The sequence below is a fragment of the Serratia sp. X10 genome, from assembly GCF_017811775.1.
Taxonomy (GTDB): Bacteria; Pseudomonadota; Gammaproteobacteria; order Enterobacterales; family Enterobacteriaceae; genus Serratia; species Serratia ureilytica.
On the sequence record NZ_JAEIOH010000004.1, the window covers coordinates 75,140 to 88,372 of the forward strand.

The window sequence follows — 13,233 nt, forward strand, 5'->3', positions numbered from 1 at the left end:
AGCGCGTTGCAAGTCAACCATGACGGGGAGCATAAGCAGCCGCGTGCTGTTTATGTCCCCCAAACTCACGGTGAGTGTCCGTTTGAGAGGTTGCACGCTTGTTTGACCGTTATGAAGCCGGTGAGCAGGCCGTACTGGTTCATATCTATTTCTCGCAAGACAAAGATACGGAAGACCTCAGCGAGTTCGAATCGCTGGTCTCCTCAGCCGGTGTCGAAGCTTTGCAAGTGGTGACTGGTAGCCGCAAAGCCCCGCATCCGAAGTACTTTGTCGGCGAAGGAAAGGCCGAAGAAATTGCAGATGCGGTGAAAGCCAGCGGCGCGTCTGTTGTCCTGTTTGATCATTCCCTTTCCCCGGCGCAGGAAAGAAACCTCGAGCGCCTGTGCGAATGCCGGGTGATCGATCGCACCGGGCTGATTTTAGACATTTTCGCCCAGCGTGCCCGCACCCATGAAGGTAAGCTGCAGGTGGAGCTGGCGCAGCTGCGTCACATCGCCACGCGTCTGGTACGCGGCTGGACGCACCTGGAGCGGCAAAAAGGGGGGATAGGCCTGCGCGGGCCGGGGGAAACCCAGCTTGAGACCGACCGTCGCCTGTTACGCGATCGTATCAGCTTGATTCTGCGCCGCCTGGAGCGGGTAGAGAAGCAGCGTGAACAAGGCCGACGCGCGCGAACCCGCGCCGATGTGCCGACCGTATCGCTGGTGGGCTATACCAACGCCGGCAAATCCACCCTGTTTAACCGAATAACGTCTGCCGAGGTGTATGCGGCGGACCAGCTATTTGCCACCCTGGATCCTACGTTGCGGCGCATTGGCGTGCCGGACGTGGGGGATACCGTGTTGGCGGATACCGTAGGCTTTATCCGGCACCTGCCGCACGATCTGGTGGCCGCCTTCAAGGCGACGCTGCAGGAGACGCGCCAGGCCTCTTTGCTGCTGCACGTCATCGACGCGGCGGATCCGCGCGTCGACGAGAACATCGACGCGGTGAACACCGTGCTGGCGGAGATAGACTCGGATGAAATCCCTACACTGTTAGTGATGAACAAAATAGATATGCTGGACGATTTTGTGCCGCGTATCGACCGCAACGATGAAAACCTGCCGATCCGGGTGTGGCTGTCCGCCGCCAGCGGAGAGGGTATTCCGTTGCTGTATCAGGCGTTGACGGAGCGCTTATCGGGGGAGATCGCGCATTACGAATTGCGCTTACCGCCACGGGCAGGCCGTCTTCGCAGCCGTTTTTACCAGCTTCAGGCGATTGAAAAAGAGTGGAACGAAGAGGACGGCAGCATTGGCGTGGTGGTGCGAATGCCGATCGTCGAATGGCGTCGTCTCTGCAAGCAAGAACAGGACCTGATTGACTTTATCGTATGATCATATCCTGTTACATTTATGCTTCGCGAAAGCCTGAAGTACCCAATCACAGAATATGGAGCTAAAACATGGCGTGGAATCAGCCCGGTAATAACGGACAGGACCGCGACCCGTGGGGGAGCAGCAATAACAATGGCGGCAACTCTGGCGGTAACAACAAAGGCGGTCGTGATCAAGGGCCACCTGATTTGGATGATATCTTCCGCAAACTGAGCAAGAAATTGAGCGGTTTTGGCGGGGGCAAAGGCTCCAACAGCAATAGCGGCGGCACCGGGGCCTCCGGCCCGGGCTTCAGCGGCCGCATTATCGGTATCGCGGCGGTTGCCGTGGTGGTGATCTGGGCCGCCAGCGGCTTCTACACCATCAAGGAAGCCGAGCGCGGTGTCGTGACGCGTTTCGGTAAGTTCAGCCATCTGGTGCAGCCGGGTCTGAACTGGAAGCCGACCTTCATCGACGACGTGCGTCCGGTGAACGTAGAATCCGTGCGTGAGCTGGCGGCGTCCGGCGTGATGCTGACCTCCGATGAAAACGTGGTGCGCGTGGAAATGAACGTGCAGTACCGCGTGACCAACCCGGAAGCGTATCTGTTCAGCGTCGTCAATGCCGACGACAGCCTGAGCCAGGCGACCGACAGCGCCCTGCGCGGCGTGATCGGCAAATACTCGATGGATCGCATCCTGACCGAAGGCCGTACCGTGGTGCGTAACGATACGCAGCGCATGCTGGAAGAGACCATTCGTCCTTACAACATGGGCATCACGCTGCTGGACGTCAACTTCCAGGCGGCGCGTCCGCCGGAAGAGGTGAAGGCGTCGTTCGACGATGCGATCGCCGCGCGTGAGAACGAGCAGCAATACATCCGTGAAGCGGAAGCTTACGCCAACGAAGTTCAGCCGCGTGCGAACGGCCAGGCGCAGCGTCTGCTGGAAGACGCCAAGGCTTATAAAGACCGCACCGTCCTGGAAGCTCAGGGTGAGGTGGCGCGCTTTGCCAAGCTGTTGCCGGAATACAAGTCCGCACCGCAGATCACCCGCGAGCGTCTGTATATCGAAACCATGGAAAAAGTGCTGGGCCATACCCGTAAGGTGTTGGTGAGCGACAAAGGCAACAACCTGATGGTGCTGCCGCTGGATCAGATGCTGCGCGGCCAAGGCGCGGCGACGGAGAGCGGCAACAAGGATACCAGCCTGATTCGCCTCAATCCGAATCCAGCGCCGGCTGCCAACAGCAGCACCCCGCGCACCAGCAGCGGATCGGTTATGGATCAGCGCCGGGCGAATGCGCAGCGTGACGACACCACTCGCGTAGGGAGAGAGTAATCAATGCGTAAGTCTTTTGTAGTTATTGTCCTCGCGGTGCTGGTGGTGCTGTACGCTTCGCTGTTCGTGGTGCAGGAAGGCCAGCGCGGCATCGTGCTGCGCTTCGGCAAAGTACTGCGCGACGGCGAAAACAAGCCGCTGGTGTATGCGCCGGGTCTGCACCTCAAGATCCCGTTCATTGAGACCGTGAAGAACCTGGATGCGCGTATCCAGACCATGGACAACCAGGCCGATCGCTTCGTGACCAGCGAGAAGAAAGACCTGATCGTTGACTCCTATCTGAAGTGGCGCATCAGCGACTTCAGCCGCTACTATCTGGCGACCGGCGGCGGCGACGTCTCCCAGGCCGAAGTGCTGCTGAAGCGTAAGTTCAGCGACCGTCTGCGTTCCGAAATCGGCCGTCTGGACGTGAAAGACATCGTGACCGACTCGCGCGGCAAGCTGATGTCTGACGTGCGTGACGCGCTGAACACCGGCACCGTGGGTGACGGCGAAGAAGTGGCGACCACCGAAGCCGATGACGCTATCGCCTCTGCGGCGGCGCGCGTTGAGCGGGAAACCACCGGCAAACAGCCGCAGGTGAACCCGAACAGCATGGCGGCGTTGGGCATCGAAGTGATCGACGTGCGTATCAAGCAGATCAACCTGCCGGCCGAAGTCTCCGACGCCATCTACCAGCGTATGCGCGCCGAGCGTGAAGCGGTAGCCCGTCGCCTGCGCTCGCAGGGCCAGGAAGAAGCCGAGAAACTGCGCGCCAGCGCGGACTACGAAGTGACCCGTACCCTGGCGGAAGCCGAGCGTCAGGCGCGCATCACCCGTGGTGAAGGCGATGCTGAAGCAGCCAAGCTGTTCGCCAACGCGTTCAGCCAGGATCCGGACTTCTATGCCTTTATCCGCAGCCTGCGTGCCTATGAAGCCAGCTTCAAGGACAACCAGGACGTGCTGGTACTGAGCCCGGACAGCGATTTCTTCCGCTACATGAAGTCGCCTGATACCCTGCGCAAATAAGCGCGGCAGGCAATCTGATCGAGGGCCCGTTTTCGCGGGCCCTTTCTCGTTTTTGGGGGATGCATGAATTCAACGATTTGGCTGGCGCTCGGGCTGGTCCTGGTGCTGGAAGGACTGGGGCCGATGCTGTTTCCGCAGGCCTGGCGCAAAATGATTGTGGCGATGTCGCAGCTGCCGGACGCGACGCTGCGGCGATTTGGCGGTGGAATAGTGGTTGCGGGCTGCGTGATCTACTACATGTTGAGCGGCCGCACGGGTCTTTAAAGTCTAGCCCAAAATTTATGCAATCGTATGCTAAAAGTGCTGAAAATCGAAAATTACGGTGGTAGAATCCATTTTTAAGCAATCGGTGATTTTGAAAAATGGGTAAGAACGTCGTCGTACTGGGCACCCAATGGGGTGACGAAGGTAAAGGCAAGGTTGTAGACCTGCTGACTGAACGGGCTCAATATGTTGTGCGCTACCAAGGTGGCCATAACGCTGGCCACACTCTGGTAATCAACGGTGAAAAAACCGTTCTTCATTTAATTCCTTCAGGTATTCTGCGTGAAAACGTCACCAGCATCATCGGCAACGGTGTTGTTCTGGCGCCGGACGCATTGATGAAAGAAATGGGTGAACTCGAAGCGCGTGGCATCCCGGTACGCGAACGTCTGTTACTCTCTGAAGCTTGCCCGTTGATCCTGCCTTACCACGTTGCGTTGGATAACGCGCGTGAGAAAGCGCGCGGCGCGAAAGCGATCGGCACCACCGGTCGCGGCATCGGCCCGGCTTACGAAGATAAAGTGGCTCGTCGCGGTCTGCGCGTCGGCGATCTGTTCAACAAAGAAACCTTCGCCGTTAAGCTGAAAGAGATCGTCGATTACCACAACTTCCAACTGGTCAACTACTACAAAGTTGAAGCCGTCGATTATCAGGCGACGCTGGACTACGTGCTGTCTATCGCCGATATCCTGACCGCGATGGTGGTTGACGTTTCCGAACTGCTGGACGGCGCGCGCAAGCGTGGCGATCTGATCATGTTCGAAGGCGCTCAGGGTACCCTGCTGGATATCGACCACGGTACTTACCCGTATGTGACCTCTTCCAACACCACCGCCGGCGGCGTGGCTACCGGTTCCGGCATCGGCCCGCGTTATGTGGACTACGTGCTGGGCATCGTGAAAGCCTACTCCACTCGCGTGGGTGCAGGCCCGTTCCCAACCGAACTGTTCGATGAAACCGGCGAGTACCTGTGCAAGCAGGGTAACGAGTTCGGCGCCACCACCGGCCGTCGTCGTCGTACCGGTTGGCTGGACGCGGTAGCGGTGCGTCGCGCGGTGCAGATCAACTCCCTGTCTGGCTTCTGCCTGACCAAACTGGACGTCCTGGACGGCCTGAAAGAAGTGAAGATCTGCGTGGGTTACCGCATGCCGGACGGCCGTGAAGTGGACACCACTCCGCTGGCGGCTGAAGGCTGGGAAGGCATTGAGCCTATCTACGAAACCATGCCGGGCTGGAGCGAAACCACCTTTGGCGTGAAAGAGCACAGCAAGCTGCCTCAAGCTGCGCTGAACTACATCAAGCGCATCGAAGAAGTGACCGGCGTACCGGTAGACATCATCTCTACCGGCCCGGATCGCAGCGAAACCATGATCCTGCGCGACCCGTTCGACGCATAATCAGGCTTTGCGGCACTAAACAAACCGGGCGCGTCCCGGTTTGTTTTTATCCTGACTCCCTCCGATTGCGGTTTCACGTCAAAAAATCCTTTCATAAACCCGCCTTAGGGCGCGGGATTCGCTAAATAATTAGCGACGAACTCTCCGGCTGGTTTATTATCCAATGAGTAATCTTTTGAATAGCGCCGAAAAGCGGCGTATCAGACGGGTAAAGTCATACCCAGAGGTAAGATGTGCAGTTAACAAGTTTTACTGATTATGGTCTGCGGGCGTTGATCTACATGGCCTCGTTGCCGCAGGACAAGATGACCAGTATCTCGGAAGTGACCGAGGTGTATGGCGTGTCTCGCAACCATATGGTGAAGATCATCAATCAGTTGAGCCGGGTCGGTTTTGTCACGGCGGTGCGCGGCAAGCATGGCGGCATCCGTTTGGGCAAACCGGCCGAGAGCATTCGCCTCGGCGATGTCGTGCGGGCGCTGGAGCCGCTTGCGCTGGTTAACTGCAGCAGCGAGTTTTGCCACATCACCCCTGCCTGCCGATTGAAGCAGGTGCTCCAACAGGGCGTACAGAATTTCCTTGAAGAGCTGGATAAGCATACGTTGGCCGACATGGTCGAAGACAATCCGCCGCTCTACAAGCTATTGCTTGTCGAATAAAACGACGTTGAGAAGACAAGGCTCAACGTCATCCTGCTGATGACAACGGAGGAACCGCAATGTCACAAGATCCATTCCTGGAACGAGAAGCAGAAAAATACGAATCTCCCATCCCCAGCCGTGAATATATCCTGGCCCATTTGGCGAAACGAGAAACGCCGGCCAGCCGCGAAGAACTGGGCAACGAATTGGGCCTCAGCGGCGAAGAACAGCTGGAAGCGCTGCGCCGCCGCCTGCGCGCCATGGAGCGCGATGGCCAGTTAGTGTTTACCCGCCGCCAGTGCTACGCGCTGCCGGAGCGTTTGGACCTGCTGCGCGGCACGGTGATCGGCCATCGCGACGGCTACGGCTTCCTGCGCGTTGAAGGCAGCAAAGACGATCTCTATCTGTCCGCCGAACAGATGAAAATGGCGATCCACGGTGACGTGGTGCTGGCGCAGGCGCTGGGCGCGGATCGCAAAGGGCGTCGCGAAGCGCGCATCGTGCGCGTGCTGGTGCCGAAAACCAGCCAGATCGTCGGCCGCTTCTTCATGGATGCCGGTACCGGCTTCGTGGTGCCGGACGACAGCCGTCTGAGCTTCGATATTCTGATCCCGGCGGACAGCGTCAGCGGCGCGCGCATGGGGTACATGGTGGTGGTGGAGCTGACTCAGCGCCCAACCCGCCGCACCAAAGCGGTCGGCAAGATCGTCGAGATCCTCGGCGACAAAATGGGCACCAGCATGGCGGTGGATATCGCGCTGCGCACCCATGAGATCCCGCATACCTGGCCGCCGCAGGTGGAAAAGCAGGTGGCCGATCTCAGCGAACAGGTGCCGGAAGCGGCCAAGAAGGGCCGCGTCGATCTGCGCAAGCTGCCGTTGGTCACCATCGACGGTGAAGACGCGCGCGACTTCGATGATGCCGTGTACTGCGAGAAAAAACGCGGCGGCGGCTGGCGCCTGTGGGTAGCGATCGCCGACGTCAGCTACTACGTGCGTCCACGCACCGCGCTGGATGACGAAGCGCGCAGCCGCGGCAACTCGGTCTACTTCCCGTCGCAGGTGATCCCGATGCTGCCGGAAGTGCTGTCCAACGGGCTGTGCTCCCTGAACCCGCAAGTCGATCGCCTGTGTATGGTGTGCGAGATGACCATCTCCGCCCAGGGGCGCCTGTCCACGGCCAAGTTCTACGAGGCGGTGATGAGCTCCCACGCTCGCCTGACCTACAACAAGGTGTGGCACATTCTGCAGGGCGATCAGGAGCTGCGCGAGCATTACCACCCGCTGGTCAAGCACCTGGAAGAGCTGCACGCCATGTACAAGGTGCTGGATAAGGCGCGCGCCGAGCGCGGCGGCATCGCGTTTGAAACCGAAGAAGCCAAATTCATCTTCAACGCCGAACGCCGCATCGAGCGCGTGGAGCCGACGGTGCGCAACGACGCCCACAAGCTGATCGAAGAGTGCATGATCATGGCCAACGTGGCGGCCGCGCGCTTCGTCGAGAAACGCAACGAGCCGGCGCTGTACCGCGTGCACGATCGTCCGAGCGATGACCACATCTCCGCGCTGCGCAGCGTGCTGAGCGAGCTGGGGCTGACGCTGGGCGGCGGCAACAAACCGCAGCCGAAGGACTATGCGGTGCTGATGGATGAAGTGTCCGAGCGCCCTGACCACGAAATGCTGCAAACCATGTTGCTGCGTTCGATGAAGCAGGCGATTTACGATCCGGAAAACCGCGGCCACTTCGGCCTGGCGCTGGCGTCTTATGGCCACTTCACCTCGCCGATCCGCCGTTATCCGGATCTGGCGCTGCACCGTGCGATCAAATATCAGTTGGCCAAAGAACACGGCGAGCAGAAAGAACGCTGGACGCCGACCGGCGGCTGGCACAGCGAGTTCGAAGAGATGCTGCAGCTGGGCGAACACTGCTCGATGACCGAGCGCCGCGCGGACGAAGCGACGCGCAACGTTGCCGACTGGCTGAAGTGCGACTTCATGCAGGATCACGTCGGTGAGGTGTTCAGCGGCATCATCTCCAGCGTGACCGGCTTCGGCTTCTTCGTGCGCCTGAACGATCTGTTCATCGACGGGCTGGTGCACGTATCAACGCTGGATAATGATTACTATCGCTACGATAATATCGGCCAGCGCCTGATCGGCGAATCTTCCGGCACGGTCTATCGCCTGGGGGATACGGTGGAGATCCGCGTGGACGCGGTGCACATGGACGAGCGCAAGATCGACTTCGCGCTGGTGTCCAGCACCCGCAAAGCGCGCGGTGAAGGCAAAACCGAGCGCGATCGCGCCAAGAAGGGCGGCCAGCGCACGCTGCGCGACAGCGGCAATGCGGGGCGCGGCAAGCGCCGCGGCGGCAAACCGCCGGCCAACTTCGAGCCGGACAGCGCCTTCCGTAAGCAGGATGACGCCAAGCCCGTGGACAACGTGAAGAAGGCGAAAAAGAAAGCCAAGAAAGCGTCCGACAAAACGCGGAAAATCGCGGCGGCGACCAAAGCCAAACGCGCAGCCAAGAAGAAAGGTGCCGAGCAGGCTTAACCTGCCGCACATCGTTACCATCGGCCGGTTATCGCCGGCCGCACGACTTTAAAAGAGCATCATGAGCGAAATTATTTACGGCATCCACGCCGTCAAAGCCCTGTTAGAGCGCGATCCGCAACGCTTCCTGGAAGTGTTCATCCTGAAAGGCCGCGAAGATCGCCGCCTGCAGCCGCTGATCGCCGAGCTGGAAGCGACCGGCATCGTGATCCAGGTGGCGAACCGCCAATGGCTGGATGACAAGGTTGAAGGCGCGGTGCACCAGGGGATCATCGCCCGGGTGCGCGAAGGGCGTCAGTATCAGGAGAACGATCTGCCGGGCCTGTTGGAGAGCGTGGAAACGCCATTCCTGCTGGTGCTGGACGGCGTGACCGACCCGCATAACCTCGGCGCCTGCCTGCGCAGCGCCGATGCGGCCGGCGTGCACGCGGTGATCGTGCCGCGTGACCGTTCCGCCCAGCTGAACGCCACCGCCAAGAAAGTGGCCTGCGGCGCGGCTGAAAACGTGCCGCTGATCCGCGTGACCAACCTGGCGCGCACGCTGCGTCTGCTGCAAGAGATGAATGTCTGGGTCGTCGGCACCGCCGGCGAAGCCGACCATACGTTGTATCAGAGCAAAATGACCGGCCCGATGGCGCTGGTGATGGGCGCGGAAGGCGAAGGCATGCGCCGCCTGACCCGCGAACACTGCGATGAGCTGATCAGCATCCCGATGGCCGGTACCGTCTCTTCACTGAACGTGTCGGTCGCCACCGGCATCTGTCTGTTTGAAGCGGTGCGCCAGCGCGGCTGATTCTTCTGACGGGAGCGCCGTGCTCCCGTTAATTCCCCCTCTTGTGATCCCGCCTGCGGCAGAAATCTCTGCGCCGACCATACTTACCCCTGACGCTTTTTTCAGGGAGCACTCTCATGGTCTGGACTACGCACACCGTTTTTAACCAACCCAAGCCGCTGGGCAACAGCAACCTGTTTCTCTCCGATACGCCGCTGCGCGAAGCGTTGCAGCGCGAGCAAGGCGGTTGGGACGCCGAGGTATTGGCTTCGCTGGGCCAGCAGCTCGGCACGCAGGAGTCGCTGGAGCTGGGGCGGCTGGCCAACGCCAACCCGCCGGAGCTGCTGCGCTACGACGCCACCGGCCAGCGGCTGGACGACGTTCGCTTTCACCCTGCCTGGCATATCCTGATGCAGGGGCTGATCGCCAACCGGGTGCACAACCTGCCCTGGCAGGAGGATGCGCGCATCGGTTCCTTCGTGGCGCGCGCCGCGCGCTTTATGCTGCATGCGCAGGTCGAGGCCGGCACGCTCTGCCCGGTGACCATGACCTTCGGCGCCACGCCGCTGCTGCTGCAGGCGTTACCGGCCGAGTTTCGCGCCTGGCTGACGCCGCTGCTGTCGGATCGTTATGACGCTCATCTGCTGCCGGGCGGGCAAAAGCGCGGCCTGCTGATCGGCATGGGCATGACGGAGAAACAGGGCGGCTCCGATGTCTTGAGCAATACCACCACCGCCACGCCGCTCGGCGCGCGCGGGCCGGGCGAAGCCTACCGGCTGGTGGGGCACAAGTGGTTCTTCTCGGTGCCGCAAAGCGATGCGCACCTGGTGCTGGCGCAGGCCGAAGGCGGGCTGTCCTGCTTTTTCCTGCCGCGCATTTTGCCGGACGGCAGCCGCAACGCCATTCGCCTTGAGCGGTTGAAAGATAAGCTGGGCAACCGCTCCAACGCCAGCAGCGAGGTGGAGTTTCAGGACGCCACGGCCTGGCTGCTGGGCGATGAGGGCGACGGGGTGCGGCATATCCTGAAGATGGGCGGCCTGACCCGTTTCGACTGTTCGCTGGGCAGCCACGGCCTGATGCGCCGCGGGCTGTCGGTGGCGCTGTATCATGCGCTGCAGCGGCAGGCGTTCGGCAAGTTGTTGATAGAACAACCGCTGATGCGCCAGGTCTTGGCGCGCATGGCGCTGCGGCTGGAAGGGCATACCGCGTTGCTGTTCCGGCTGGCCCGCGCCTGGGAGAGCCGCAGCAATGAAGGCGAACTGATCTACAGCCGCCTGCTGACGCCGGCGGCCAAATACAGCATCTGCCGGCAGGGCATGCCGTTCATCGCCGAGGCGATGGAGGTGCTGGGCGGCATTGGTTACTGCGAGGAGAGCGAACTGCCGCGCCTGTACCGTGAGATGCCGGTGAACAGCATCTGGGAAGGCTCCGGCAACATCATGTGCCTGGACGTGTTGCGCAGTTTGCATAAACTGCCGGGCGCGCTCGAGATGTTGCAGTTCGAGCTGCAGCCGGTGCGCGGCCAGAATCGGTTGTTCGATCACGCCTGGCGGCAGTGGCAGCAGCGTGCCCGGCAACCGAGCGAGGAGATGGGGCGGTTGCTGACCCAGCAGCTGTTCGATCTGTGCTGCGCCGCGCAGCTGTTGCAGCACGCCAGCCCGCAGATCGCCGACGCCTGGTGTCACCTGACGCTGGATCACCGCGGTGAGAGCCTGCTGTCGGCCGAGGTGTGCGAGCTGTTGTTGAACCGCGCCATCGGCGGTTAGGGAAAAGGGTGGCGCCCGGCGGCGAAAACCTTTTTAATTCAGCCTCACTCTGACAGGAAAATGCACATGGATATTCTCAGCGCGTTGGCGGCGTTCGCCTCTTACTTCTTCAGCGGCTTCGCCATGATTTTGGTGTTTCTGTTCGTCTATACCCGCATCACCCCGCACGACGAATGGGCGCTGATCAAGGCCGATAATCAATCCGCCGCCTTTGCTTTCATCGGCGCCTGCCTGGGGTATGTGATCCCGTTGGCCAGCGCGGCGATCAACTCGATCAGCCTGCTGGATTACCTGCTGTGGGGCGTGGTGGCGCTGGTGGTGCAACTGCTGCTGTTCGCGGCCGTGAAGATCTACATGCCGCGCATCAGCGACAAGATAGAAGCGAATCACCTGGCCGCCGGGATTTTCCTGGGGGGCGTCTCCGTCAGCGGCGGCGTGTTGAATGCGGCTTGCATGAGCTACTAAAGGTATAAGATCGCCGAGGCGCGCCAGCCAGGCGGGTGCGCCTGCTCTTCCATGCGCAGGATGCGGTAATAGCTGGCGCCGTGTTGGTCGGCGGTGCGGGCGATGGCCAGTTCCGCCTCCTGCGGTGAGCCGGGCAGATCGTTGAAGGTGATCTCGGCGATTTCACTGAGCGGCGTCACGCGATCGGCGGGCGCCAGCTCGGCGGACTGTGCGCCGGTGCTGAGCAACCCCATGGAAAGCAAGAGGGAGGTGAGTGCGGTGGAGCGTTTCATGGCGTTCCCCTTCGTCAGATCCTGATTCGACACCCGCAACATGCGGCATGCTGTCCCTCAGTGTGCAACACCCTGCTTCAGCCAGTGCAAAGCCAGTGTAAATCTGCTTAAAAAATCCCCGCCTTAGCGATACAGGATCGCCTGGGAATACCATTGGCCCGGCACGACGGTCTCGCTGTTCATGATGATCACGTAATAACGGGCGCCGGCGGCGGTGGCCTTGCGCTGGATCTCCGCTTCCACGTCCATCGGGCTGCCGCGTACCACGGCGGTGACGGTGCCGATTTTCACCAGCTCGGCGGTTTGCGCGCGAACGATCTCCTGCGCCTGAGTGGTGGGGGGCGGCGGCGGTTTCGGCGTGGTGGTCATGATGCCGCAGGCGGAAAGCTGTGCGGCCAGCGTCAGGGTAATGAGTGTGCGGACAATCGTCATGGTGACCTCGGAAGCGCCGGTGCGATGGCTTCAGTGTAACGCAATATAAGCTGTAACAGATTGAGCTATCGCTGCTTCGCGCAAGTTTGTCATGATGAATGCCAACAGGTGAGTTGAGGATGAACGGATGATCGAAATTCATGACGAGCGGGCGGGCGATATTGCGGTGATCCATGCGGTGCCGGCGGGGCAGTATCATCGGCCGCTGCCGACGGTGTTCTTCTGCCATGGCTATACCTCGTCGAAAGAGGTGTACGCCTACTTCGCCTATGCGCTGGCGCGCGCCGGTTTTCGGGCGGTGCTGCCGGATGCCGATCGGCACGGCGAGCGGTTCGACGGCGATGAGGCGCGGCGCCTGGCGTCGTTCTGGGAGATCCTGCGCAGCAATATCGACGAACTGCCGCAGATCAAGGCGCATTTCGAGCGGCTCGGCCTGATCGCCGACGGCCGCATCGGCGTCGCCGGCGCCTCAATGGGCGGCATGACCGCGCTCGGTGCCTTCGCGCGCTTCCCGTGGATCCGGGCGGCCGCCAGCCTGATGGGCTCCGGCTATTACCGTGCGCTGGCGCAAACGCTGTATCCGCCGTTGGGCGAGACGGGCGAGGCGCTCTCGCCGGCCGCGTTTGCGGCGCGAACCGCCGTGCTGGCGGAGTATGAGCTGGAAGGACGTTTGGCGCAGATCGCCGGGCGGCCGCTGCTGCTGTGGCACGGCGAGACGGACGACGTGGTGCCGGCGGCGGACAGCCTGCGTTTGGCGGCTGAACTGCGGCAGCAAGGTGCGGACGGCCGTTTGACATCGCTCGTCGAGCCGGGCGTGAAGCACCGCATCACGCCGTTGGCGCTGTCCGCCACCACCGATTTCTTCCGCCGCGAATTGTAATGCGCCTCCGGGCGCGATGCGTGGAATTACAGCGCTCTGCGCAGGCTATTTCGGCCATCGTTTGGCCGCTCGAAGGGGAGAATGTC

13 protein-coding genes are annotated in these 13,233 nt (G+C 61.2%); 11 read left to right on the forward strand and 2 right to left on the reverse strand.

The features are described 5' to 3' along the window. Positions 1–98 precede the first annotated feature (98 nt). The 10 genes from hflX to J9788_RS14675 all read left to right on the forward strand — a co-directional run bounded on the left by hflX (position 99) and on the right by J9788_RS14675 (position 11,563). Complete coding sequence (hflX, locus tag J9788_RS14630) at positions 99–1,379, forward strand: ribosome rescue GTPase HflX (protein WP_182265155.1); 1,281 nt, start codon at positions 99–101, stop codon at positions 1,377–1,379. 68 nt (positions 1,380–1,447) lie between these two features. Continuing rightward, positions 1,448–2,698: an FtsH protease activity modulator HflK gene (gene hflK / locus J9788_RS14635; RefSeq protein WP_182265156.1), complete on the forward strand. Its 1,251-nt coding sequence runs from the start codon at positions 1,448–1,450 to the stop codon at positions 2,696–2,698. A 3-nt stretch (positions 2,699–2,701) separates the two neighbouring features. After that, a complete protein-coding gene (hflC, locus tag J9788_RS14640; protein ID WP_004933669.1) occupies positions 2,702–3,706 on the forward strand; it encodes a protease modulator HflC in 1,005 nt (334 codons plus the stop codon). A 63-nt stretch (positions 3,707–3,769) separates the two neighbouring features. Further along, complete coding sequence (locus J9788_RS14645; RefSeq protein WP_004933666.1) at positions 3,770–3,970, forward strand: DUF2065 domain-containing protein; 201 nt, start codon at positions 3,770–3,772, stop codon at positions 3,968–3,970. A gap of 98 nt (positions 3,971–4,068) precedes the next feature. Continuing rightward, positions 4,069–5,367, forward strand: coding sequence for an adenylosuccinate synthase (locus J9788_RS14650; protein WP_025159583.1), 1,299 nt, complete (start codon positions 4,069–4,071; stop codon positions 5,365–5,367). Positions 5,368–5,600: 233 nt separating this feature from the next. Beyond that, positions 5,601–6,026 carry a nitric oxide-sensing transcriptional repressor NsrR gene (gene nsrR, locus J9788_RS14655; RefSeq protein WP_015376391.1) on the forward strand — a complete coding sequence of 142 codons (426 nt, stop codon included), beginning with the start codon at positions 5,601–5,603 and terminating at the stop codon, positions 6,024–6,026. 59 nt (positions 6,027–6,085) lie between these two features. After that, positions 6,086–8,560, forward strand: coding sequence for a ribonuclease R (gene rnr / locus J9788_RS14660; protein ID WP_182265157.1), 2,475 nt, complete (start codon positions 6,086–6,088; stop codon positions 8,558–8,560). A gap of 61 nt (positions 8,561–8,621) precedes the next feature. Beyond that, positions 8,622–9,353: a 23S rRNA (guanosine(2251)-2'-O)-methyltransferase RlmB gene (rlmB, locus tag J9788_RS14665; protein WP_004933653.1), complete on the forward strand. Its 732-nt coding sequence runs from the start codon at positions 8,622–8,624 to the stop codon at positions 9,351–9,353. 116 nt (positions 9,354–9,469) lie between these two features. Continuing rightward, positions 9,470–11,098 carry an isovaleryl-CoA dehydrogenase gene (locus tag J9788_RS14670; RefSeq protein ID WP_182265158.1) on the forward strand — a complete coding sequence of 543 codons (1,629 nt, stop codon included), beginning with the start codon at positions 9,470–9,472 and terminating at the stop codon, positions 11,096–11,098. 66 nt (positions 11,099–11,164) lie between these two features. Beyond that, complete coding sequence (locus J9788_RS14675; RefSeq protein ID WP_015376394.1) at positions 11,165–11,563, forward strand: DUF350 domain-containing protein; 399 nt, start codon at positions 11,165–11,167, stop codon at positions 11,561–11,563. On the opposite strand, the gene J9788_RS14680 is transcribed toward J9788_RS14675, so the two are convergent. Together J9788_RS14680 and bsmA are read right to left on the reverse strand one after the other, a co-directional pair. After that, complete coding sequence (locus J9788_RS14680; RefSeq protein ID WP_025159584.1) at positions 11,560–11,835, reverse strand: DUF1471 domain-containing protein; 276 nt, start codon at positions 11,833–11,835, stop codon at positions 11,560–11,562. The two genes, J9788_RS14675 and J9788_RS14680, sit on opposite strands and share 4 nt — an antisense overlap. A 123-nt stretch (positions 11,836–11,958) precedes the next feature. Then, a complete protein-coding gene (gene bsmA / locus J9788_RS14685) occupies positions 11,959–12,267 on the reverse strand; it encodes a biofilm peroxide resistance protein BsmA (RefSeq protein WP_046897968.1) in 309 nt (102 codons plus the stop codon). Positions 12,268–12,394: 127 nt separating this feature from the next. Between bsmA and yjfP the strand changes: the two genes are divergently transcribed. Then, positions 12,395–13,147, forward strand: coding sequence for an esterase (gene yjfP / locus J9788_RS14690; protein WP_182265159.1), 753 nt, complete (start codon positions 12,395–12,397; stop codon positions 13,145–13,147). Positions 13,148–13,233 lie beyond the last annotated feature (86 nt).

What these genes read in the sequence shown, in the direction of transcription:
- J9788_RS14675 (WP_015376394.1), top strand. Translation starts at nt 11,165, where the DNA reads ATGGATATTCTCAGCGCGTTGGCGGCGTTCGCCTCTTACTTCTTCAGC.
- J9788_RS14645 (WP_004933666.1), top strand. Translation starts at nt 3,770, where the DNA reads ATGAATTCAACGATTTGGCTGGCGCTCGGGCTGGTCCTGGTGCTGGAA.
- bsmA (WP_046897968.1), bottom strand. Translation starts at nt 12,267, where the DNA reads ATGACGATTGTCCGCACACTCATTACCCTGACGCTGGCCGCACAGCTT.
- rnr (WP_182265157.1), top strand. Translation starts at nt 6,086, where the DNA reads ATGTCACAAGATCCATTCCTGGAACGAGAAGCAGAAAAATACGAATCT.
- J9788_RS14670 (WP_182265158.1), top strand. Translation starts at nt 9,470, where the DNA reads ATGGTCTGGACTACGCACACCGTTTTTAACCAACCCAAGCCGCTGGGC.
- rlmB (WP_004933653.1), top strand. Translation starts at nt 8,622, where the DNA reads ATGAGCGAAATTATTTACGGCATCCACGCCGTCAAAGCCCTGTTAGAG.
- hflK (WP_182265156.1), top strand. Translation starts at nt 1,448, where the DNA reads ATGGCGTGGAATCAGCCCGGTAATAACGGACAGGACCGCGACCCGTGG.
- yjfP (WP_182265159.1), top strand. Translation starts at nt 12,395, where the DNA reads ATGATCGAAATTCATGACGAGCGGGCGGGCGATATTGCGGTGATCCAT.
- hflC (WP_004933669.1), top strand. Translation starts at nt 2,702, where the DNA reads ATGCGTAAGTCTTTTGTAGTTATTGTCCTCGCGGTGCTGGTGGTGCTG.
- J9788_RS14680 (WP_025159584.1), bottom strand. Translation starts at nt 11,835, where the DNA reads ATGAAACGCTCCACCGCACTCACCTCCCTCTTGCTTTCCATGGGGTTG.
- J9788_RS14650 (WP_025159583.1), top strand. Translation starts at nt 4,069, where the DNA reads ATGGGTAAGAACGTCGTCGTACTGGGCACCCAATGGGGTGACGAAGGT.